The organism is Limnohabitans sp. G3-2 (assembly GCF_002778275.1).
Taxonomy (GTDB): Bacteria; Pseudomonadota; Gammaproteobacteria; order Burkholderiales; family Burkholderiaceae_C; genus Limnohabitans_A.
On the sequence record NZ_NESG01000005.1, the window covers coordinates 69,053 to 92,283 of the forward strand.

The 23,231-nt window shown below is 60.8% G+C and carries 18 protein-coding genes and 1 pseudogene; 10 read left to right on the forward strand and 9 right to left on the reverse strand.

What is annotated here, in order from left to right:
- Nucleotides 1–298: 298 nt before the first annotated feature.
- The 3 genes from boxB to B9Z31_RS08840 form a co-directional block, all read right to left on the reverse strand.
- Nucleotides 299–1,726: a benzoyl-CoA 2,3-epoxidase subunit BoxB gene (gene boxB / locus B9Z31_RS08830; RefSeq protein WP_100119205.1), complete on the reverse strand. Its 1,428-nt coding sequence runs from the start codon at nt 1,724–1,726 to the stop codon at nt 299–301.
- A gap of 92 nt (nt 1,727–1,818) precedes the next feature.
- Nucleotides 1,819–3,477, reverse strand: a complete 1,659-nt coding sequence (gene boxC, locus B9Z31_RS08835) for a 2,3-epoxybenzoyl-CoA dihydrolase (protein WP_100119467.1) — start codon at nt 3,475–3,477, stop codon at nt 1,819–1,821.
- Nucleotides 3,478–3,637: 160 nt separating this feature from the next.
- Nucleotides 3,638–4,552, reverse strand: coding sequence for a helix-turn-helix transcriptional regulator (locus B9Z31_RS08840; protein WP_100119206.1), 915 nt, complete (start codon nt 4,550–4,552; stop codon nt 3,638–3,640).
- A 208-nt stretch (nt 4,553–4,760) separates the two neighbouring features.
- On the opposite strand from B9Z31_RS08840, the gene B9Z31_RS08845 reads away from it, so the two are divergent.
- From B9Z31_RS08845 to B9Z31_RS08855, 3 genes are all read left to right on the forward strand, one after another.
- Nucleotides 4,761–6,329 carry a 3,4-dehydroadipyl-CoA semialdehyde dehydrogenase gene (locus B9Z31_RS08845; RefSeq protein ID WP_100119468.1) on the forward strand — a complete coding sequence of 523 codons (1,569 nt, stop codon included), beginning with the start codon at nt 4,761–4,763 and terminating at the stop codon, nt 6,327–6,329.
- 85 nt (nt 6,330–6,414) lie between these two features.
- On the forward strand, nt 6,415–7,974 hold the full coding sequence (locus B9Z31_RS08850) for a benzoate-CoA ligase family protein (RefSeq protein WP_100119207.1): 1,560 nt from the start codon (nt 6,415–6,417) through the stop codon (nt 7,972–7,974).
- Between the two features lie 151 nt (nt 7,975–8,125).
- On the forward strand, nt 8,126–10,126 hold the full coding sequence (locus tag B9Z31_RS08855; RefSeq protein ID WP_100119208.1) for a methyl-accepting chemotaxis protein: 2,001 nt from the start codon (nt 8,126–8,128) through the stop codon (nt 10,124–10,126).
- Between the two features lie 44 nt (nt 10,127–10,170).
- On the opposite strand, the gene B9Z31_RS08860 is transcribed toward B9Z31_RS08855, so the two are convergent.
- Entirely contained in the window at nt 10,171–12,615 is a 2,445-nt protein-coding gene (locus B9Z31_RS08860) for a response regulator (protein WP_100119209.1), read from the reverse strand.
- Between the two features lie 90 nt (nt 12,616–12,705).
- The gene (apbC, locus tag B9Z31_RS08865) at nt 12,706–13,794 is read right to left on the reverse strand and encodes an iron-sulfur cluster carrier protein ApbC (protein ID WP_100119210.1); all 1,089 of its coding nucleotides are present in this window, start codon (nt 13,792–13,794) and stop codon (nt 12,706–12,708) included.
- Between the two features lie 86 nt (nt 13,795–13,880).
- Between apbC and metG the strand changes: the two genes are divergently transcribed.
- The 6 genes and pseudogenes from metG (at nt 13,881) to panC (ending at nt 20,060) form a co-directional block, all read left to right on the forward strand.
- A complete protein-coding gene (metG, locus tag B9Z31_RS08870) occupies nt 13,881–15,995 on the forward strand; it encodes a methionine--tRNA ligase (RefSeq protein WP_100119211.1) in 2,115 nt (704 codons plus the stop codon).
- Nucleotides 15,996–16,018: 23 nt separating this feature from the next.
- Nucleotides 16,019–16,231 (forward strand): annotated as a pseudogene (locus B9Z31_RS08875) (DUF1275 family protein); the annotation flags it as partial.
- Between the two features lie 53 nt (nt 16,232–16,284).
- Entirely contained in the window at nt 16,285–17,964 is a 1,680-nt protein-coding gene (locus tag B9Z31_RS08880) for a SulP family inorganic anion transporter (protein WP_233200863.1), read from the forward strand.
- A gap of 85 nt (nt 17,965–18,049) precedes the next feature.
- A complete protein-coding gene (locus tag B9Z31_RS08885; RefSeq protein WP_100119212.1) occupies nt 18,050–18,256 on the forward strand; it encodes a DUF3460 family protein in 207 nt (68 codons plus the stop codon).
- A gap of 59 nt (nt 18,257–18,315) precedes the next feature.
- Nucleotides 18,316–19,164 (forward strand): ScpA family protein, encoded by an 849-nt coding sequence (locus B9Z31_RS08890; protein ID WP_100119470.1) that lies wholly within the window; start codon nt 18,316–18,318, stop codon nt 19,162–19,164.
- 47 nt (nt 19,165–19,211) lie between these two features.
- On the forward strand, nt 19,212–20,060 hold the full coding sequence (panC, locus tag B9Z31_RS08895; protein WP_100119213.1) for a pantoate--beta-alanine ligase: 849 nt from the start codon (nt 19,212–19,214) through the stop codon (nt 20,058–20,060).
- A gap of 37 nt (nt 20,061–20,097) precedes the next feature.
- Here the strand turns inward: panC and B9Z31_RS08900 are convergent, their stop codons facing one another.
- The 4 genes from B9Z31_RS08900 to B9Z31_RS08915 all read right to left on the reverse strand — a co-directional run bounded on the left by B9Z31_RS08900 (nt 20,098) and on the right by B9Z31_RS08915 (nt 22,353).
- Nucleotides 20,098–21,099 carry an NAD(P)H-dependent glycerol-3-phosphate dehydrogenase gene (locus tag B9Z31_RS08900; RefSeq protein ID WP_100119214.1) on the reverse strand — a complete coding sequence of 334 codons (1,002 nt, stop codon included), beginning with the start codon at nt 21,097–21,099 and terminating at the stop codon, nt 20,098–20,100.
- Nucleotides 21,100–21,117: 18 nt separating this feature from the next.
- On the reverse strand, nt 21,118–21,582 hold the full coding sequence (gene secB, locus B9Z31_RS08905; RefSeq protein WP_100119215.1) for a protein-export chaperone SecB: 465 nt from the start codon (nt 21,580–21,582) through the stop codon (nt 21,118–21,120).
- Between the two features lie 92 nt (nt 21,583–21,674).
- Nucleotides 21,675–21,935, reverse strand: coding sequence for a glutaredoxin 3 (grxC, locus tag B9Z31_RS08910; protein ID WP_100119216.1), 261 nt, complete (start codon nt 21,933–21,935; stop codon nt 21,675–21,677).
- A gap of 16 nt (nt 21,936–21,951) precedes the next feature.
- The gene (locus B9Z31_RS08915; protein WP_100119217.1) at nt 21,952–22,353 is read right to left on the reverse strand and encodes a rhodanese-like domain-containing protein; all 402 of its coding nucleotides are present in this window, start codon (nt 22,351–22,353) and stop codon (nt 21,952–21,954) included.
- Between the two features lie 114 nt (nt 22,354–22,467).
- On the opposite strand from B9Z31_RS08915, the gene gpmA reads away from it, so the two are divergent.
- On the forward strand, nt 22,468–23,205 hold the full coding sequence (gpmA, locus tag B9Z31_RS08920) for a 2,3-diphosphoglycerate-dependent phosphoglycerate mutase (protein ID WP_100119218.1): 738 nt from the start codon (nt 22,468–22,470) through the stop codon (nt 23,203–23,205).
- The last annotated feature ends 26 nt before the right edge of the window (nt 23,206–23,231 follow it).

The following is a 23,231-nucleotide window of genomic DNA, read 5'->3' on the forward strand; positions in this document are numbered from 1 at the left end:
GCAGCCTTGGCATGCAGCTCACCCATGTCATTGAAAGGGCAAGGGGCGGGTGACGATTTTCGGTACCCCGTCATGAGGAACCCGCCCCTTGCCCTTTCAATGACCGCCTCCACTCAAGGCAGAACATAGAAACGACCAGCCACACACCCACCCACAGACGCTCAACAAACACCATGCCGTTGACAGGGGAAGGGGCGGGTGACGATTTGGGGTACCCCAGCATGAGGAACCCGCCCCTTCCTCTGTCAACTGCTGCCCCCACAACGAAGCAGAGGCAGCAGTCAAATCAGAAACTCAATCAGTTGAAGCGGACGTAATCAAAGTCCACAGGCTGACGGTTGATGCCCATGACGGGTGGCGCGATCCAGTTGGCGAACTTGCCTGGCTCGACGACACGGCCCATCAGGCTGGCCACATAGGCGCGGTCTTCGTTGGTCGGCAGCCACTCGCCCACTTTGGCCATCCACTCGGCGTCGGTCACCACACGGCCTTCGGGCGTGATCTTGGAGCCGGACAAAGAACCGATGTTGCGGTGGAACGCCTTGTGAGGGGCGGTCAAGGTGAAAGGAATGCCGGCCTTGGCGATCACACGGTTCCAACGGTCGATACCGCCTTTGGAGTCGGTGATGTAGTCGTCGCGCAGCACTTCGTTCAAAGCGTTGAGCATCGGCACTTCTTTTTCGACCAGCTTGCCGTCTTCGACCGACAAGATCTTGTAGCTGTTGCCTTTCAAGACGTGGTCGTCGGTGCGCTTGCCTTCTTCGTAACGGCCTTTGAGGCCGGAGCTGTAGAAGGTGGCGGCGTTGGACGACTCATCGGCACCGAACAGGTCGATGGTCACCGAGAAGTGGAAATTGATGTAGCGCTGGATGGTCGGCAAATCGATCACGCCGGCTGCGCGCAGCTTGCCCACGTCGTCGGTTTTGAGCTGGTTCATCACGTCCACCGTGCGCTGGATGGTGCGGCTCACGCCCGACTCGCCCACGAACATGTGGTGCGCTTCTTCGGTCAGCATGAACTTGGTGGTGCGGGCCAGTGGGTCAAAAGCCGACTCGGCCAAGGCGCACAGCTGGAACTTGCCATCACGGTCGGTGAAGTAAGTGAACATGAAGAAGCTCAACCAGTCCGGTGTCTTCTCGTTGAAGGCCTGCAAGATGCGGGGGTTGTCTTCGTTGCCGCTGTTGCGCTGCAGCAGGGCGTCGGCTTCTTCACGGCCGTCTTTGCCGAAGTATTTGTGCAGCAAATACACCATGGCCCACAGGTGGCGGCCTTCTTCGACGTTGATTTGGAACAGGTTGCGCAGGTCGTACATGCTGGGCGCGGTCAGGCCCAGGTGACGCTGCTGCTCCACCGATGCGGGTTCGGTGTCGCCTTGCGTCACGATGATGCGGCGCAGGTTGGCGCGGTGCTCGCCAGGCACGTCTTGCCAGGCTTTTTCGCCGATGTGGTCACCGAAATGGATCTTGCGGTCTTGCTCACCAGGGTTCATGAAAACACCCCAGCGGTAGTCGCGCATCTTGACGTGGCCGAACTGGGCCCAGCCTTGGGGGTCCACGCTCACGGCGGTGCGCAGGTACACGTCCATGTCGGTCGAGCCCTCGGGGCCCATGTCGTCCCACCAGTTGATGAAGTTGGGCTGCCACTGCTCCAAGGCGCGTTGCAGGGTGCGGTCTTCCGACAGGTTGACGTTGTTGGGGATTTTTTCGCTGTAGTTGATACCGGACATGAGAGTCTCCAGAAATATAAAGAAGCAACGGTGGGGTCAAATTTCGGTTGCAGGGGGCACCACCGGGAGGCCCACTGCACAACGCCAAAACATCAAACGCGGTTCATGTCGAACTGGACTTTCTCGCCCTTGCCATACACCTTCAGGGCACCTTTTTCGCCCACGGCGTTGGGGCGCTGGAAGATCCAGTTTTGCCAAGCGGTCAAGCGGCCAAAAATGCGGGTCAACATGTTCTCTTGGCTCGCAAAACGCAGGTTGGCTTCGAGACCGGTCAAGGCGTCAGGCGACATGGACGAGCGCTCTTCCAGGGCCAGGCGGATTTCGTCGGTCCAATCGATGTCGTCGGGCGCTGCCGTCACCAAACCCAAAGCCAGGGCCGCGTCGGCGTCCAGCGCTTTGCCGATGGCGCCGCGTGCGGCTTCCATGGCGGGCACTTCTTCGTAGAAGCGGCGCTGCAGGCGGGTCTGGTCATTGACCATGGGGAAGAAACCGAAGTTCATTTCATTGAGCTGGATCTTGGGGGCCTTGGCTTCGTCGTCTGGCAGCGCCAGCATGTAAGCGCGGTCGGCGCAGAAAGCCAATTCGGCGAGTGTGCCGACAAAACATGTCCCCTCTTCGATCAGGGCGAACAGGCTGCGCGAGGTCACGTCCATGCGGGCCAGGGTGCGGCGCAGGTGGCCGATGGTTTCACGCACAAACCAGTGGTCTTTGTGGGCCAGCAGGGTGGCGTCCGAGGCCAAGACGGCCGCGGCATCGCCCGAGGTCTTGAGCACCCAGGTGCCGATGTCGAGTTCGTTGGTGCGCATGTGCAAGATGGCATCGTCAAGTTCGCGCACCATCTGCAGCGGCCACCAGTTCATGCCTGCGGCTTCGATGCCGGCGATGTCGGTGGGCTGGGCCGTGGCAGGCGCCTTGACGGTGAAGGTGGCAATGCGCTTGGCGCGGTCGATTTCCACAGTGATGTTGGTGTAAGTGAGCGCGTCGGCCGAGAAGTTGCGACTCAAGGGGGTCAGCTCAACGCCCTTGACCCCTGCGGGGCGGATGCTGCCTGCAGCCAACTGGGTGGCGCGTGCTTTGACCACGTCCTTGAACACGGCGGGCTTGGCAATCGCGTCCACCAGGCGCCAGTCAACGGCTTTTTGGCCACGCACGCCTTCGACGCTGGTGCAAAAGATGTCGGCCAGGTCGTGGCGCACATGGCGCTTGTCGGTCACGCGGGTCAGGCCGCCGGTTCCGGGCAACACGCCCAGCAGAGGCACCTCAGGCAAAGACACCGAAGAGGAGCGGTCGTCCACCAGCACGATGTCGTCGCAGGCCAAGGCCAGCTCGTAGCCGCCGCCCGCGCAAGCGCCGTTCAGAGCCGCCACAAATTTCAGGCCGTCGTGCTTGCTGGAGTCTTCGATGCCGTTGCGGGTTTCGTTGGTGAACTTGCAGAAGTTCACTTTCCAGCCGTGGGTGGACACGCCCAGCATGAAGATGTTGGCGCCGGAGCAGAACACGCGGTCCTTCAAGCTGGTCACCACCACCGAGCGCACTTCGGGGTGCTCGAAACGGATGCGCTGCAGCGCGTCGTGCAACTCGATGTCCACACCCAGGTCATAGCTGTTGAGCTTGAGCTTGTAGCCAGGGCGGATGCCAGCGTCTTCGTTGATGTTGATCGACAAGGTCGCGATCTCGCCATCAAAAGCCAACTGGATGTGCTTGTACTGGGAAGGGTTGGTTTGGTAATCAACCTGTGGTGCTGCGGTCATGGGTGTCTCCATCAAGGAAGGTGGGATTTGATTTTGGTCAAAAAATGCATTTCACTGCATGTTGGCCTGAAGTTTAGTGCAGACCACGACCCCCATCAATATGCACTTTAATGCATTTACTAAGTGTTTACCCTAGGAAGTAGAAAAAGCCCATCCCCGTTCAGGCGGGCATGGCCAGATGCTGGCGAACCGAAGTCCGCAAGGCGTCAAAAGCTTGGTCTTCGGTGCGGCCACTGGTGTTGATGGCCAGATCGGCTTTGGAATAAAACGCCGAGCGCCCTTCCAGAATGCGCTTGAGGTCTTCCATCGCCTCGCGGCTGGCGGCCATGGGGCGCATGTCGCCTTGCGCAGCCACTCGGCCCATGTGGTCGGCCGCGTCGGCCTGCAGCCACACCGTGGTGCAGTGCGAGAGCAACACATTGAAGTTGGCCGAATCGGACACCAAGCCTCCTGGCGTGGCGATCACCACCTCGGGGTAAATCTGGATCGCTTCTTCGAGGGCGCGGCGTTCGTAGCGGCGGTAGGCGTTGGCGCCATAGAGGTTGTGGATTTCGCTGATCTGGCAACCGGCAAACTGCTCGATCTCGCGGCTGAGCTCAATGAAGGGAAAGCCCATGTCGTCGGCCAAACGCTGGCCCAGCGCGGTTTTGCCGGCACCGCGCAAACCAATGAGGGCAATGCGGTTCTTGCGCTCTTGCGCGTTGCCGCCTTCGCCAAACAGCTCGCCCAACTGCACCCGAGCGCGGCGAAGATCGCTCTCGCTGCGCTGCGACAGGAGCTCACGGATCAGCAGCCACTCGGGCGAACGGGTGGTGACGTCACCCAGCAACTCGGCCAAGGAACACTGAAGGGCCTGCGCCACCTGCAGCAGCACCAGCACCGAGACGTTGCCGGTGCCGTACTCCAGATTGGCCAGGTGCCGCTCGGACACCTCGGCGGCCAGGGCCACCGCACGGCGTGTCATGCCCTGGCGCGACCGCAAGTTGCGCACGCGTTCGCCCAGCGCCTCCAGGAACGGGCTGCGCTTGGTCTGCGGCTCGGTGGGCTCCAGCAACGTGGATTCTTGACTGCTCATGTTCAACTTTGGATCAAAGGCAAGGGAAAACCCTTAATTTTCAACAAACCCAAAACATGCACTTTAATGCATACTTGCAGGCACGCACAATAGTGCATCAACCGGTGTTTATACCGCCAACTGGCCCACCCGAACAGTTTTTTGTTGCATGCCCCCGCCTGCAGCCCACCTGACCCCCCTCATTTCGAGACGACTGAAAGCCATTCACATGACCGCATTGCTCCCCAACTTCTTCGCAGGCCGCTGGCAAACCGGCACCGGCGCAGGCACGCCCTTGTTGGACCCGGTGCTGGGCACCGAGCTGGCCCGTGTGTCGAGCAGCGGCATCGACCTGGCCGAAGGCTTTGCCTTTGCGCGCACGCAAGGCGGCGCGGCGCTGCGCGCCCTGAGCTACGGCCAGCGCGCCGCATTGCTCAGCAAAATCGTCAACGTGCTGCAAGCCCACCGCGACGCTTACTACGAGATCGCCACCGCCAACAGCGGCACCGTGGCCAGGGACTCGGGCGTGGACATCGACGGCGCCCTCTTCACCCTGGGCTACTACGCCAAGCAAGGCGCAGCCCTGGGCGACGCCACGCTGCTGCTGGACGGCGAGCGCATCCGCATGGCCAAGGACCCGGCTTTTCAGACCCAGCACATCCAGGTGCCTACCCACGGCGTGGCGCTGTTCATCAACGCCTTCAACTTCCCCAGCTGGGGCCTGTGGGAAAAAGCCGCACCCGCTCTGCTCTCTGGGGTGCCCGTCATCATCAAACCCGCCACGGCCACCGCCTGGCTGACCCAGCGCATGGTGAAAGACGTGGTGGACGCGGGCGTGCTGCCGGTGGGTGCCCTGTCGGTGATTTGCGGCTCGTCTGCGGGCTTGATGGACCAGCTGCAGGCCTTTGACGTGGTCAGCTTCACCGGCTCGGCCGAGACGGGCAAGATCATCCGCAGCCACCGCGCCGTGACCGAGTTGTCGGTGCGCTGCAACATCGAAGCCGACAGCCTCAACAGCGCCCTGCTCTCGCCCGCCGCCACAGCCGAGAGCGAAGCCTTCCAACTGCTGGTGGCCGAAGTGGCGCGCGAGATGACGGTCAAGTCGGGCCAAAAGTGCACCGCGATCCGCCGCATATTTGTGCCCCGCGCCTTGTACAAAGCGGCCGCACAGGCGATTGGCGCACGCCTGGCCAAAACCACCGTGGGCAACCCCCGCCACGAGGCCGTGCGCATGGGCGCCTTGGTCAGCCTAGAACAAAAAGCCAGTGTGCTGGCGGGACTGGCCCGGCTCAAGACCGAAGCCACGGTGTTGTTTGACGGCAGCGCCGCTGGCCTGGTCGATGCCGATGCATCGAGCGCCTGCGTGGCCCCGGTGCTGCTGGGCACCGAGTCGCCCATGACGGCGCAGGTGCTGCACGCGCTCGAGGTGTTTGGCCCTGTGTCTACCCTCATGCCTTACGACAGCATCGAAGAGGCCTACGCCATGATCCGCCGCGGCGAAGGCTCGCTGGTGTGCTCGCTCTACAGCGAAGACCCGGCCTTCACCGCCCAGGCCTCGGTCGCGCTGGCCAGCAGCCACGGCCGGGTGCATGCGATTTCGCCCGATGTGGCGGCCCTGCACAGCGGCCACGGCAACGTGATGCCCATGAGCCTGCACGGCGGCCCCGGCCGCGCGGGGGGTGGCGAGGAGCTGGGCGGCTTGCGCGCCCTGAACTTCTACCACCGCCGCAGTGCGGTGCAAGGCAGCGCGTTGGCCCTGGACGTTTTGGCTGCACAGGGCGGCAAATTGGCCCTTTGATTTGGACAGGAGGCGGCCTCCTGCAAACCCCTATGGCCAGAACAAAAAATCTGAACAAGATCACAAACACCCCGAGGAGACCCCCATGACCCGCACCGTGACAGCCCCACCCGCCGACTTCAACTTTGCCCAGCACCTGATCGCCACCAACGCTGGCCGCGCCGACAAAACCGCTCTGATCGATGACATGGGCCAGCTCAGCTATGGCGAGCTGGCCGAGCAGGTGCGCCGGTTTGCGGGCGGTCTGCAATCCTTGGGCCTCCAACGCGAAGCGCGTGTCCTCTTGCTGATGCACGACTGCAGCGACTGGGTGGTGGCCTTTTTGGGCTCACTTTATGCGGGCGTGGTGCCCGTGGCTGTCAACACGCTGCTCACTGCCGAAGACTATGCCTTCATGCTGAGCAGCAGCCGCGCCCAAGCGGCCCTGGTCTCGGGTGCTCTGTTGCCCACCCTGCAAAGTGCGCTGGACCTGGTCAAAAACGAGGTGCGCCAGGTCGTGGTCTCGCAACCCACAGGCGCTTTGACGCAAGGCCAATTCAACATGGCCGACTTGGTGGCCCAAAACAAGCCCGCTCTTGCCGCCCAAACCCTGGCCGATGAACCGGCTTTCTGGCTGTACTCATCCGGCTCGACCGGCAAGCCCAAGGGCACCGTGCACAGCCAGGGCAACCTGTACTGGACGGCCGAGCTGTACGGCAAAGGCGTGTTGAACCTGCAAGAAAGCGACACCGTGTTCTCGGCCGCCAAGCTGTTCTTTGCCTATGGCCTGGGCAATGCCCTCACCTTCCCCCTGAGCGTGGGCGCCACGGTGGTACTGATGGCCGAACGCCCCACCCCGCCAGCGACTTTCAAGCGCATGGTGGACCACCAACCCACTGTTTTTTATGGTGCCCCCACGGGCTACGGCGGCATGCTGGCCCACCCAGCGTTACCCACCAAAAGCCAAGTGGCCCTGCGCCTGTGCTCGTCCGCTGGCGAGGCGCTGCCCCGCGACATCGCCGAGCGTTGGACCGCTCACTTTGGCTGCGAGATCATCGACGGCATCGGCTCCACCGAAATGCTGCACGTGTTCCTGTCCAACCGCCCCGGCGACGTGCGCTACGGCACAACGGGCAAAGCCGTCCCCGGCTACGAAGTGCAGCTGCGCAACGAAGACGGCAGCGTGGTCACTGGCCCGAACGAGATCGGCGACCTGTACATCCAGGGGCCCAGCAGCGCCCTGATGTACTGGAACAACCGCGAGAAGACACGCGACACCTTCCAGGGGGTGTGGACCAAAAGCGGCGACAAGTACACGCGCGACGCGGACGGCTATTACACCTACGCCGGGCGAAACGACGACATGCTCAAGGTCAGCGGCATCTATGTCTCGCCCTTTGAGGTCGAGTCCACCTTGGTGCAACACCCGGCCATCTTGGAGGCGGCCGTGATCGGCAAAGAAGACACCGATGGCCTGACCAAGACCAAGGCCTTCATCGTGCTCAAGCCCGGTCAAAGCCTCACACAAGAGGATGTCAAAGTGTTTGTGAAAGAACGTTTGGCACCCTACAAATACCCCCGTTTCATCGAGTTCGTGGCCGAATTGCCCAAGACAGCCACGGGAAAAATCCAACGCTTCCGGCTCAGAGACCAAGAGAAAAACTGAGATTTCAACGCGCAAACCCTCAAAAACCGCCCATCCACCATTTTTTCAATTGGATTCATCCCAACAAATTAAACCGTCAGCAACCTCGGTGAGTCAGTAGAAACCCTTAAGATTGACACGCTGACGCAATGGGCGTTTATTGGGGTGATGCATGCAAGTCAAAACAAGGTTGATGCTGGGGGGTCTGGCGACCCTGATCGGTTTACTGGCGGTCTCGGTGACGGCGCTGTTTTTGGAAAAGTCCAGCATGATGGACGACCGGAAAATCAAGACACGCCATTTGGTGGAAGCGGCGCACACGGTGTTGGTGCACTTTCATGAGCAGGAAAAGTCCGGCAATATGACGGGCCAAGAGGCCAAGGCAGCCGCCATATCGGCCATCCATGCCATGCGGTACGAGCAAAAAGAATATTTTTGGCTGAATGACCTGACCTCCCCCATCCCGAAAATGATCATGCACCCCACGGTGCCCGCGCTCAACGACAAGATCTTGGATGGCGCCAACTTCAATTGCGCCACCACCCTTCAAGCCGGAGCAGATGGCCCCGTGGAGCGGACAGACGGTCGGAAAAACCTGTTTGTGGCCTTCAATGAAGTGGTCCAAAAATCTGGCCACGGTTTTGTGACTTACAACTGGCCCAAACCCAAATTGGGGGGAGGCACCACCGAAGAGTTGTTTGAAAAACTCTCTTACGTCAAGAAATTTGAGCCTTGGGGTTGGGTGATCGGCTCGGGCATCTACGTGGACGATGTCGACAGCAAGTTCTGGCAGATGGCCCAGCAATTTGCGGCCATGGTCTTGGCGGTGATGCTCGTCATTGCCGCCATGATCCACTGGCAAGTGCTGAGCATCACACGGCCCTTGGATGAATTGCGTGCGATGGTGATCTCGATCGAGCGCTCATCTGACTTCTCACGTCGGCTGGGGATTGAGCGCCAAGACGAGGTGGGGCAAACGGCCATGGCGTTCAACCAACTCATGTCTGCACAGCAGTTGGCCATCGGTGAAGTCAATGCGGTGGTCGAAGCCATCGCTGCAGGCGACTTCAGCAAACGCGTGAACGCAGACCTCAAAGGTGATCTGGGCATCATGAAGGCGGCCGTCAATGCCAGCGCACAAAGTGTCGACTCCACCATGCAAGCGTTGCAAGAGGTGATGCACGCCTTGTCCAATGGGAACTTCAGCAAACGCATGTCCAGCGAAGTGCAAGGCGAGCTGCGCACGGCCGTGGACAGCGCCATGCAGGCCATGGAAACGCTGCTGAGCGATGTGGGCACCGTCATGAGGGGCGTGGCTCAAGGCGATTTACGCGGACGGATTCAAGCGCAGGGCCGTGGCGATCTGGCCACCTTGAAGGACAACATCAACCACTCGCTCGAAGCTTTGGGCAACAGCATGGTGACGATCAACAGCAACACCCGCCAAGTGGCGGCGGCGGCCAACGAAACCAGCCAAGCCATCAACCAAATCAGCGACGGTGCGCAAAATCAGATGCACGCCATCAGCCAACTGGCCAATGCGGTGCGTGAAACCGCGGTCTCGGTCACCGACGTGTCGCGCAACACCGAAACCGCCAGCGCCCGCTCTCAAGAGTCGATGGCCATCGTGCGGGCAGGCAAAAACAAGATGTCGCTCATGGTCGAGGTGGTCAACGGCATTGCCGCCAACTCGGAAAAAATCAACAAGATCACCGAAGTGATCGAGAAGATCGCCAACAAAACCAACCTCTTGTCGCTGAACGCGGCCATCGAGGCGGCGCGTGCTGGCGAACACGGCAAGGGCTTCTCGGTGGTGGCCGAAGAGGTGGGCAAGCTGGCCTCCAGCAGCGCCGAGAGCACGCAAGAGATTTCGCAACTGGTGCAAGAAGCCGTGGAACAAGCCCGCCACGCGGTGGCCACGGTGCAAGAAGTCAGCCGTGACATGGAACGCATTGAATCGGGTGCCCACGAAGCCAACGGCATGATGCAACGCATTTCCGCCGCGCTCGAGCAACAAAGTTCAGCGGTTCAAGAGATCAACTCGAACGTGGCCAATTTGAACAAGATCGCCGAATCGAATGCGGCGGCCAGTGAAGAGATTGCGGCCACGGTGATCGAGTTGTCCAAAATCGCAGACGGCACGCGCCACGAAGTGGACAAGTTCCAAGTCTGAGCGGGCCCCATTTCAAACCAAGGCCATCCCTGTGCGCCACGCCATCAGGGGTGGCTTGGTGCCTTCAAGCGGGCCAAAGTGGCTTCGATCTCTTTCTGCAAGATCGCTTGGGACATGGGTTTGGAGACATAGCCATCGGCGCCTGCCGCGATGAAACGCTCTTTGTCACCGGTCATGGCGTGGGCCGTGACCATCAAGACCGGCGTTCTGCGCTGACCCTGGGCTTCACGCGCACGCAGCTCGCGCAAAGCGGTCAAGCCGTCCATCACCGGCATCATCACGTCCATCAACACCACATCAAAGCGCTCTTGGGCCAAGCGGTCCAAGGCCTGCTGGCCGTCCGCCGCCGTGGCGTAAGGGCAGCCCATGCGTTGCAGCATGATTTCAGCCAACTTGCGGTTGATCTCATGGTCCTCCACCAACAAGACCGAACACGCCGGCATCTCGGTGTGGCCGCAGGACGGCAAGGCGGCCAGCTCCGGGGCTTCAGGCAGGCTGGGGCTGGCAGGCTGCAAGACGCGCTTGACTGGCAAGGTGGCGACAAAGGTGGCGCCCTGACCGGGCCGCCCCTGCGCGGTGACAAAGCCGCCCATCAACTGCACCAAGCTGCGCGTGATGGCCAGGCCCAAGCCCGTTCCCCCAAAAGAGCGAGTGACCGAGCCATCGGCTTGCGTGAAAGGGCTGAACAAGGCCTCGGTTCGCTCCGGATCGAAACCCATGCCGGTATCGGCCACGCTGATGCGCAAAAGAACGGTTGAAGCCTGGTCTGAGGGCAACAAGTCGGTTGTGACGGTGACTGCGCCTTGGTCGGTGAACTTGATGGCATTGCCAATCAAGTTGGTCAAGACCTGACGCATGCGCACCGGATCGAGCCACAGCAGCTCGGGCACATCGGGGGCCGTGACGGTGTGCAAATCAATCTGCTTGGCGCGGGCCAACTGCGCCAAAGACCGCACCGTGTCGCGCACCAATTGAGCGGGGCTCACCTCGAGCAGCTCCAACTCCAGCGCCTTGGCCTCGATTTTGGAGAAGTCCAAAATTTCATTGATGATTTGCAGCAAATGGTTCGCCGAGTCGCGCGCCAGCACCAAATACTCTTTTTGCTGTGCCGGCTCGCTGGTGTCCAGTGCCAACTCGGTCATGCCCACAATGCCGTTCATGGGCGTGCGGATTTCATGGCTCATGTTGGCCAAGAACTCTCCACGCATGCGGTTGGCTTGCTCGGCTTTGTTTTTGGCCTCCACCAGCAGGTCTTGGGCACTTTGGATGGCCGTGAAGTCTTGCATCACGCCGATGAAGAAGTGCTCCTTGTCCAGCCGTGTCTCGCTGATCGTCAAGCGCACGGGAAACAAACGGCCATCGCGCCTGCGGCCCTGCAGAACACGCGGCTGGTTCATCAACTTTTTCTCACCCGTGCTGAGGTAACGGTCCATGTAGTGGTCGTGCTGCCCTTGGTCAGATTCGGCCATCAGCATGTTCACGCGCTGGCCCATCAGGGCGTCCATGGGGTAATCAAACATAGCGGCTGTGGCGTCGTTGCATTGCACGATGTGCCCGCGCGAATCCGCCACCACAATGGCTTCCGGCACCGATTTGAAAATGCTGTTCAACTTGCTCTCACTCAAGCGCAGATGCCTTTCCACCTGTTCGCGTTCGGCGATCTCTTGGCTGAGCTGCCGGATGGCTTTTTTTCTCTCGCCCGACAGTTCACGCGAGGTCATCAAAGCGGTTCGGATGCGTTTGATGGAAAACCAAATCAGCAGCAAACCCAAGAACAACAACACCAACAAAACCACAAAGGTGCGGTTGAGCACGCCGGTGCTGGCCAGCTGCCATTGCGAGACGGGCAAGACCACCTCCAAAGCCCCCCGCACATCGTCGACTTGCCAGTCGGTTTTGGGAGAGCCGGGGTAACTGTTGTGGCACGCCACGCAGCTGGGCAACATGCGGTCGGCCTGCGCAAAGCGCAGCACGCGGGTCCCGTTGAGCAGCTCTTCGCGCACAAAGGGCTGGTTCGGTTGGTCTTTCAGATGCGCCAGCGCCTGTTTTTGGAAATCATCCAGCGAACGCTCCGCCACACGCCAGGGGAATGGCCGGTCGCTGTACAAGCGCACCTGGGTGCCACCATCGACTTTGGAGAGGTAATGGCCTAAATCGATCGTCAAGGTGGCGGGCAAGGGCAAGGCGTTGTCGAGCGCGTGGTAGTCGTGGGTGACCGCCAGGCCGCCTTTGATGGCCCGAGGCACCAGCTCCTGCGTATAGAAGTTGCGAAATTGGGTGATGGATGCCGCGTGCGCCTGCGCGCTTTCTGTGGCGTATTGGCGGACCATGACCTCGCTAGACTGGTAGGTGTAGAACACCATCCAAAGACCCGTGGCCAGCAGCACCCCGCCGAGCAACTCCATGGGCCAACGCACGAGCAATTGGCGCATCCCCTCCATCAGACCTTGCAAAGCTTTCATGGGCACCCCGTTGAGAGAGTGCATCATAGCAATGAAAACTTAACTACCCATCACGGGCAAATAGCCACCAACAAGGTCTCTTTCATGCGCTTGAGCGGGGGGGGCAGCGCCCAGCGCTCAAGTGTCCTTGCTGATCTTGATGCTGGGGAACTTGCTGGAAAAATCCTTGGCCTTGGCCGCGATCTTGACCGCGACTTGGCGGGCCACGGCCTTGTAAATCTGCGCCACTTCGCCGTCGGGGTCGTACACCACGGTCGGTTTGCCGCTGTCGGCCTGCAGCCGAATTTGCATGTCCAGGGGCAAGGCACCCAGGTAATCCATGCCGTATTCGGCCGCCATTTTTTTGCCGCCATCCGCGCCAAAAATGTGCTCGACATGGCCACAGTTTGTGCACACATGCACCGCCATGTTTTCCACCAAGCCCAAAATCGGTACGCCCACTTTCTCGAACATCTTCACGCCTTTTTTGGCATCCAACAGGGCGATGTCTTGCGGGGTCGTCACGATCACCGCGCCCGTCATGGGCACGCGTTGGCTGAGCGTCAACTGGATGTCGCCCGTGCCCGGCGGCATGTCCACAATCAGATAATCCAGCTCTTTCCAGTTGGTCTGGCGCAGCAGCTGCTCCAGCGCCTGGGTGGCCATGGGGCCGCGCCAAATCATGGCTTCGTCCGCATTGACCAAAAAACCAATCGACATGACCTGCACGCCGTAATTCTCGAGCGGCTCCATGGTCTTGCCGTCTTCGCTCTCCGGGCGGCCTTCGATGCCCATCATCATGGGCTGGCTGGGGCCGTAAATGTCGGCGTCGAGCAAACCCACCTTGGCGCCTTCCGCAGCCAAGGCCAGGGCCAGGTTGACCGCCGTGGTGCTCTTGCCCACGCCACCCTTGCCAGAGGCCACAGCCACAATGTTTTTGACCTGGGGAAGCAAGGCCACGCCGCGCTGGGCGGCGTGCGCCGTGATCTTGCTCGTCACGTTGGCCGACACATTGGACACCCCCGCCACACCCTTGGCGGCGGCAATCAGCGCCTGGCGCAGCACAGGGATCTGGCTCTTGGCGGGGTAACCCAGCTCGACGTCAAAGGACACATCGCCCCCTTCGACTTGCAGGTTCTTGAGGGTTTTGGTGGAGATGAAATCTTTGCCCGTGTTCGGGTCAATCACGGCTTGCAGGGCCTGGAGGAGTTGTTCTGGGGTCGCCATGGTCACTTTCTAGAATGGGGCGAAGTTTACCGACAAGCCAACGCGTAGACCCTAAAATCAGCGATTCCCCTACAAATTGCCCCACCATGTCTGCCCCCCACGCGCTCCGCCAGCTTTTCGTCACCACCGCCTTGCCCTACGCCAACGGCAACTTCCACATCGGCCACATCATGGAATACATCCAGGCCGACATCTGGGTGCGGTACCAGCGCATGCAGGGCAGCCAGGTGAATTTTGTCGGCGCGGACGACACGCACGGCGCGCCGATCATGATCGCGGCCGAAAAGGCAGGGAAAACGCCCCAGCAGTTCGTGGCCGACATCGCCGCCGGCCGTAAGCCCTATCTGGACGGCTTTCACATCGCTTTTGACAACTGGCACAGCACCGACGCGCCCGAAAACCACGAGCTGGCCCGCCAGATTTACCGCGACCTGCGTGACATTTCCGCCGCGGATGGCGGCTCGCTGATTGAAGTGCGCGCCGTCGAGCAGTTCTTTGACCCCGAAAAGAACATGTTCCTGCCCGACCGCTTCATCAAAGGCGAGTGCCCCAAGTGCCACGCCAAGGAGCAGTACGGCGACAACTGCGAGGTCTGCGGCGCGGTCTACGCCCCCACCGACCTGATCAACCCCTTCTCGGCCCTGTCGGGTGCCAAGCCCGAGCTCAAAACCTCGGAGCATTTTTTCTTCAAGCTGTCCGACCCGCGCTGTGTGGCGTTTTTGACCCAGTGGACGCAAGACGGCAAGCTGCAGCCCGAGGTGGCCAACAAGGTCAAGGAGTGGTTCAGCGTGCGCACCAACCCCGACGGCACCACCAGCGAAGGCCTGGGTGACTGGGACATCTCGCGCGATGCACCTTATTTCGGCATCGAGATTCCGGACGCGCCAGGCAAGTACTTTTATGTGTGGCTCGACGCGCCTGTGGGTTACCTGGCCTCGCTCAAAAACCTGCTGGACCAGCGCAGCGAGGACTACCAGGCCTACATGGCCAACCCGCATCTGGAGCAGTACCACTTCATCGGCAAAGACATCGTCACCTTCCACACGCTGTTTTGGCCTGCCATGCTGCATTTCTCGGGTCGCAAAACACCCAACAGCGTGTTCGTTCACGGCTTCCTCACCGTGAACAACGGCGAAAAAATGAGCAAGAGCCGCGGCACGGGCCTCGATCCGCTCAAGTACCTGAGCCTGGGCATGAACCCCGAGTGGCTGCGCTACTACCTGGCGGCCAAACTCTCCGCCCGCAACGAAGACATCGACTTCAACGCCGAAGACTTCATGGCGCGGGTGAACAGCGATTTGATCGGCAAGTTCGTGAACATCGCCTCGCGCTCGGCCGGTTTCATTGCCAAACGCTTCGGGGGCCAATTGGGCCCGGTGAGCGCCGACGGTCAAGCCTTGCTCAGCGCCTTGCAAAGCGCCGCGCCCTTGGTGGCGACGTGCTATGAACAGCGCGAATACGCCAAAGCCCTGCGCGAAGTCATGCTGCTGACCGACAAGGTCAACAGCTATGTGGACCAAAACAAACCTTGGGATTTGGCCAAGCAAGAAGGCCAAGACACGCGACTGCACGACGTGTGCACCACCTGCATCGAGGCATTCCGCTTGCTGACCCTGCAGCTCAAGCCCGTGTTGCCGGCACTGGCAGCGCAGGTCGAGGGTTTCCTGAACGTGGCCCCTTTCTCGTTTGACCAAGCGCAAAGCCTGCTGGGCGCAGGCCACACCATCAAGGCCTACCAACACCTGATGCAACGCGTCACCCCCGAGCAACTCGACGCTTTGTTCGAGCCGCCCGCCGTGGTCGAAGAAAAATGGGTCCCTGGCGGCGAAGACATCGCCCCGACGATCAGCATCGATGACTTCGCCAAAGTGGACCTGCGCATCGCCGAGATTGTGAACTGCGAACCCGTGGAAGGCTCGGTCAAGCTGCTGCGCCTGACCTTGAATGTGGGCGAAGGCCCGGACGCACAAGGACGCCCCATCCTGCGCAACGTGTTTTCTGGCATCGCCAGCATGTACAAGCCCGAAGACCTGATCGGCAAACTCACCGTCATGGTGGCGAATCTGGCCCCACGCAAAATGAAGTTTGGCGTCTCCGAAGGCATGGTCCTGGCGGCCAGCCACGCCGACGAAAAAGCCGAACCGGGCATCCATGTGCTGCACCCTTGGCCGGGTGCCAAGCCCGGCATGCGGATCCACTGACCCTCCTGGCAAAAGCGCTGAAGATGTTTCCTCTCATTCGTGGATGGACCGATGTACAGCGCAGCCCCGAGGCCAATCTGGGCTTGGGACGGGTTTTGAGTTTTGTGGCCGGCGCCACCAATGCGGGCGGCTTTTTGGCGGTGGGCAGTTACACCTCGCACATGACAGGCATTCTGTCCTCCGTGGCCGATGACCTCATTTTGGGCCACATCACCACCCTGCCCTTGGCCGCTTTGCTGTGGATTTTGTGCCTGCGTCCCTTGTTGACGGACTTGCGGGCCCGCGCCCAATGAACTGGATGCAGGCCACCCACTTCTTTCGCCCCCAATTGCTGGAGAGCTTGCAGGGCTACACCCGGCAACGCTTTGTGCAAGATGTCGGTGCGGGCATGACGGTGGGTGTCGTGGCGCTGCCCTTGGCCATGGCCTTTGCCATTGCCTCAGGCCTGAAACCCGAGGCGGGTCTTTTCACGGCCATCATTGCGGGTTTTTTGATCTCGGCACTGGGCGGCAGCCGGGTGCAAATTGGCGGTCCGGCTGGCGCTTTCATTGTCATTGTTTACGGCATCGTCGAACGCTATGGACTGGCCAACCTGATTTTGGCCACCGCCATGTCCGGCGTGCTGCTCTTCCTGATGGGCCTGTTCCGCCTGGGCAATTTGATCCGTTTCATTCCTGTGTCGGTCGTGATTGGCTTCACCAACGGCATCGCGGTGCTGATCATGCTCTCGCAAATCAAGGACTTCTTGGGTCTGAAAATCGTCAGCATGCCTGCCGACTTTTTTGGCATCTTGCATTCACTGTGGCACCACCTGCACAGCGCCAATTTGGCTTCTTTGCTGCTGGCCCTGGCTTCTTTGTCGCTGCTGATCGGCTGGCTGCGCATGAGCCGCCGCCTGGTGGGCACGCGCTTGCAAGCCCTCAGCATGGTGCCCGGCTCCATCCTGGCACTGGTGTTCGCGACTTTGGCCACTTGGCTGCTGTCCTTGCCCGTAGAGACCATTGGCTCCAAATTTGGCGGCATCCCATCGGCCATGCCCGCCTTGGAATGGCCCGCCTTCAGCTGGGACAGCGCCCGGTTTTTGCTCATGCCCACCTTGACCCTGACGCTCTTGGGCGCCATTGAGTCTTTGCTGTGCGCCCGCATCGCCGACGGCATGACGGGTGACCGCCACAACCCCAACCAGGAGTTGATGGCCCAAGGCGTGGCCAACTTCGTCACGCCTTTTTTTGGTGGCATGCCTGCCACGGGCACCATCGCCCGCACGGTGACGAACATCAAAAGCGGCGGCACCACCCCAATTTCAGGCATGGTGCATGCCCTGACCTTGCTGGCCGTGGTGCTGGTGGCGGCGCCTTTGGCGGCCCACATCCCATTGGCCGCGCTGGCGGCGATCTTGATGTTTGTCGCCTGGAACATGGGGGAGTGGCGCGAATTTTTGCTGCTGCGCCAGTACCGCATGCCTTACCGCGTGACCTTGCTGGCGGTTTTTTTCCTCACGGTGGTGTTTGATCTGACCGTGGCCGTTGAGGTGGGCCTGATCGCCGCCTGCCTGACATTCATTTACCGGATCTCCAGCCTCAGCCGCTGCGAAAACGTGGGCCCACAGGATCAACCCGCCTTGGCCGGCCACGAAGCACACATCCAGGCCTGGCGCGTCTATGGCGCCTTGTTTTTCGGCGCCGTCCAATTGATTGAGAAGATCGAAGACCAGATCAGCACGCCGGTGCTGGTGGTGGACCTGAAAAACGTGATTTACATCGACTCGTCGGGTGCCGACGCTTTGATGAACCTGATCGACACGTGCCGGAAAAAAGAGGTGCACCTGATCGTCTGCGGCTTGTTGCACCAACCGCTGGACATCGCGCGCCGCAGCGGTCTTCTGGCCCACCTGGAAGGGCAGCTGGCGGCCGATCTGCCTTCTGGCTTGCAAAGGGCTGTCCGTCAGTGGCCCCCTCAAGGCCAGTAAAATCCACCCACCCCAAGGTTTGCGCCAAGACGCAGGCCTTGCATGCGCCCTTGGCGCTCTTTGATTGCCCGACCGAAAGACCTGCATGTCCATTTTCCGCCGCCCCGACTACACCTCTGACACCACCCAATTCATTGAGCAACTCAAAGCGCAGCATCCTCAATTGGAAGCCGAACAACGCCAAGGCCGCGCTTTGCTGTGGGACAAACCGGTCAGCCGCGTGGAACAGCAAGCCTTCAAAGATGGCCGAGTGGCTCAAAAACCTTACGTCTACCAGACTCAGGCCTCTTGAGCCTTGCACCGACGCGACGCTGTCAGTCCTAGAACCGCATGGCCTCTGAGGCACGCCCCATGACGACCCCCACCGAACTGATCGACCTGTTGCAGGATGCCCCCGCGTCCATGCCCCAGGTGGTCGACCATGTGGCGGTGGCTCGCCTGTATGGCGAACCCTTGTTCTCCATGCCCACCGACCTGTACATCCCGCCCGATGCGCTGGAGGTGTTTTTGGAGGCATTCGAGGGCCCGCTGGATTTGCTGCTGTATTTGATTCGAAAGCAAAATTTCAACATCCTCGACATCCCCATGGCCGGCGTGACACGCCAGTATTTGGCCTATGTGGATGAAATCCGCCAGCGCAACCTGGAGCTGGCGGCTGAATACCTGCTGATGGCCGCCATGCTGATCGAAATCAAGTCCCGCATGCTGCTGCCGCCCAAAAAGGTGGCCGAGGGCGAAGAAGCCGAAGACCCCAGGGCCGAGCTGGTGCGCCGTTTGCTGGAGTACGAGCAAATGAAGCTCGCCTCCATGCAACTGAACGTGGTGCCGCAATACGGGCGTGATTTTTTGCAGGCACAGGTGTACATCGAGCAAAGCCTGCAACCGCGCTTTCCCGACGTGAGCATGGACGAGTTGCAAATGGCTTGGCGCGACATTTTGAAACGCGCCAACTTGGTGCAGCACCACAAGATCAGCCGCGAAGAACTCAGCGTTCGCGAGCACATGACCATCGTGCTCAAGCACTTGCAAGGCCGCAAATTTGTGGAGTTTGAACACCTGTTCGATCCCACGCTGGGCACGCCTGTGTTGGTCGTGACCTTCATCGCCTTGCTCGAGCTGGCCAAGGAAACCCTGATCGAAATCACCCAAGCCGAGGCTTTTGCCCCCATTTATGTTCGGTTGGCGTACACGCCCAATTGAATCTGTCTTAGAAAACGCCGACTCACCCGAGTCACGCCCACCTTGCCATGATCATTGCCCGTTCCATCGACGAACTGCGCCAAGCCCTGAGCGCATCCGAATGCCCCGCCTTTGTGCCCACCATGGGCAATCTGCACGCAGGCCACATCCAACTGGTCGAGTTGGCCAAGCCCCAGGGCGACTGCACCGTGGTCAGCATTTTTGTGAACCGGCTGCAGTTCTTGCCGCACGAAGACTTTGACAGCTACCCCCGCACCTGGGAGGCCGATTGCGCCAAACTCGAAGCGGCAGGTTGCGATGTGGTGTTTGCGCCGCGCGAAACCGACCTCTACCCCGAGGCCCAGACCGTCAAGGTGCACGCCGACCCGGCGCTGGCCGACATTCTCGAAGGCGAGTTCCGACCCGGCTTTTTCACCGGCGTGTCCACCGTGGTCATGAAGCTGTTCATGAGTGTCTTCGCGGGCAAGGCCCAAGGCGTGGCCGTGTTCGGCAAAAAGGACTACCAACAACTCATGGTGATCCGCCAGATGGTGCGCCAGTTCGCGCTGCCCATCAGCGTGGTGGGCATGGACACCTGCCGCGCCGAAGACGGCCTGGCCCTGAGTTCGCGCAACGGCTACCTGAGTGAAAGCGAACGCACCGAAGCGCTGCAACTGTCACTGGCGCTGCGGGCGCTGGGCCGCGACGCCCTGGCCGCCGCCGATGCGCTGGCCCGCCACCTGCCCGCCCTCGAGGCCAAAGCTATGACGGCCTTGAACCATCGCGGCTGGCAAGCCGACTACCTCACGGTGCGCCGCCGCCACGACCTGCAAGCGCCGCAAGCGGGTGATGCGCTGGTGGTGCTGGGCGCGGCCAAGCTGGGCTCCACCCGCTTGATCGACAACTTCGAAATCTGAGTCCGCTGCCCGGGCCGGGCCAAGCAGACAAAATGGCTTAAACCGCCTCGCCCCGGGGCCCACGCCCCATCAGCACTTGCACGGCATCAAAGGCTTTGAGATGGCCGTCCAGCAAGGCCACCACCGCTTCGGTGATGGGCATGTCCACACCCAGTTGGCGCGCGCGCTGGAGCACGGTGCGGGCGCTGTACACCCCTTCGGCCACATGGCCGAGGGAGGTCACGGCCTGCTCGAGGCTCAGACCTTGGGCCAGCAAAAGACCCACCTTGCGGTTGCGGCTCAGGTCGCCCGTGGCCGTGAGCACCAAATCGCCCAAGCCCGACAAGCCCATGAAGGTCTCGGGCTTGGCGCCCAGCGCCACGCCCAGACGGGTCATTTCGGCCAAGCCGCGGGTGATCAGTGCCGCTCGGGCGTTCAGGCCCAGGTCCAGCCCATCGCACAGGCCTGTGGCAATGGCCAACACGTTCTTGACGGCGCCCCCCACCTCGACCCCCACGATGTCGTCGTTGGCGTACACCCGCAGGGCCGCGCCATGGAAGGCCTGCACCAGCGCATCGCGCACCGAAGCGTGGGGGCTGGCCGCCACCAGGGCCGTGGGTTGGCTGCGGGCCACTTCTTGCGCAAAACTGGGGCCATTGAGCGCGCCCGCCTTGAGCTGAGGGGCCACTTGGGCCTGCACTTCGTGAGGCATGAGACCGGTCTCGGCTTCAAAGCCCTTGCACAGCCAGGCCACCGAGGCGGGCACCCCCTGCAGCGCCTGCAAAGCGCTGCGCAGGCCGGCCATGGGGGTGGCGATGATGAACAGGTCTTGGGCCTGTGCAGACGGCAGCAGTGCGCCCAAAGGGCCTGAGGTGATGCTCAGGGGTGCAGGCAACTCGATGCCGGACAAATAGCGTTCATTGCGACGCTGCTGCTGCAGGGCTTGGGCCTGTGCAGGGTCGCGGACATACAGACTCACCCGGTGGGCACCAGACTGGCGACTGGCGGCAATCGCCAAGGCCGTGCCCCAAGCGCCAGCACCGATGATGGTGATCTGCATGCCGGGTGCGTTTCGCTTTTACTGCTGAGGCGCTGCGGCTTGCTGGGCTTGCTGCTGCTCGTACATGGCTTGGAAATTGATCTCGGCCAAGTGAACGGGTGGGAAACCGGCACGGGTGATCAAATCGGCCACGCTGGCACGCAAGTAGGGGTAAACGATTTGAGGGCAAGCGATGCCCATGACGGGGCCCATTTGGTCTTCGGGCAAATGGCGGATTTCAAAAATACCGCCTTGCTTGCATTCGGCCAAAAAGACGGTTTTGTCACCGATTTTGGTGTGCACCGTGGCCGTCACGCAGACTTCAAACACACCCTCAGCAGCGGGCGTGGCCTCAACACCCAGCTGAATGTCCACGCTGGGTTGCTGCTGTTCAATCAAGATGGCGGGGGAATTGGGCTGCTCGAGGGACGCCTCTTTCAGGTAAACGCGCTGAATTTGGAAAACAGGGGCCAAAGCTTCGGTGTTGACGGCGGTATCGGTCATGAATTTCTCTTCAAAAATGAGGCGGACACGCCCAAACGGGGAGGTCCAAGGTGGGAACTGTTGAATTATCGGCGATCAACATCGCCTTCAAGTCAGGCGGATTGCAACAAAGGCAACAAACCACCCTTGGCGTCCAGGGCCATCAAATCGTCGCAACCGCCCACATGGGTGTCACCCACATAAATTTGCGGAACCGTGCGTCGCCCTGTGATTTGCATCATGTGGTCGCGTTGAACGGGGTCCAGGTCAATGCGGATCTCTTCAATCTGCGCCACGCCTTTGGATTTGAGCAACTGCTTGGCCCGAACGCAATAAGGGCAGACAGCGGTGGTGTACATCTTGACGGTTTGCATGGCATTTCCTTGGGGTTCAGGCTTTTTCGACGGGCATGCTGGCCGCTTGCCAGGCCTTCAGGCCTCCGGCCAGCGACTGCACATTTTCAAATCCGAGTTTGCGGGCAGTGGCGGCAGCGCGGGCCGAACGGGCACCCACTTGGCAAACCATGATCACTTGGGACGATTTGTTTTTGACCAACTGCGCCAGCTTGTCTTCGAGTTGACCCAAAGGCAAGTTTTTGGCGCCGATCACATGGCCGCGGGCGAACTCTTCGGGTTCGCAGACGTCGATGACGGTGGCTTTTTCACGGTTCATCAACTGCACCATGTCTTGCGGATTCAGGCCCTTGCCTGCGCTCAAAACAGGGAAAAGCAAAGCTGCCCCGGAGGCCAAAGCCACGGTGATGAGCATCCAGTTGTCGAGGAGAAATTTCACGAATCAGACCTTTAAAGGCAAAAAAACAAGGGCCTGTGGAAAGGCCGGGAACTGTGGATTCTAAAATGACGGGCTTATCCCTTGTTTTCACGACCCTCAGCGTCCCTTCTGCCCATGTACAAACTTGTCCTTATCCGCCACGGCGAATCCACTTGGAACCTTGAAAACCGTTTCACTGGCTGGACCGATGTCGACCTGACCCCTTTGGGCGTGAGCCAGGCCAAGTCAGCGGGCCAACTGCTCAAAGCCCAAGGCTGGGACTTCGATATTTGCTACACCTCGGTGCTCAAGCGGGCCATCCGCACCCTTTGGCTGACTTTGGACGAAATGGACCGCACGTGGTTGCCCGTGGTCAAGGACTACCGGCTCAATGAGCGCCACTACGGCGCCCTGCAGGGCTTGAACAAAGCCGATATGGCCAAAGAATTCGGTGAAGAGCAAGTGCTGATCTGGCGCCGCAGTTACGACACGCCCCCGCCTGCCCTGGAGAGCAGCGACCCCCGGTGCGAGCGCAGCGACCGTCGCTACCCTGAACCGCAAACTGTGCCACTGACTGAGTGTTTGAAAGACACGGTCGCTCGCGTCCTTCCTGCCTGGAACGACAGCATTGCCCCCAGCATCAAGGCGGGTCAGCGCGTGGTGCTGGCTGCGCACGGCAATTCCATCAGAGCCTTGATCAAGTACCTGGACAACATCTCCGACGAAGACATCGTGAACCTGAACATTCCCAACGGGATTCCCTTGGTCTATGAACTGGACGAAAACCTCCAACCCATCCGGCACTACTACCTGGGCGATGCACAAGCCGCTGCCCAAGCGGCTGCCGCAGTGGCCAGCCAAGGCAAAGCCTGATCCCCCCTGGCCGGGCATTGGCCGGC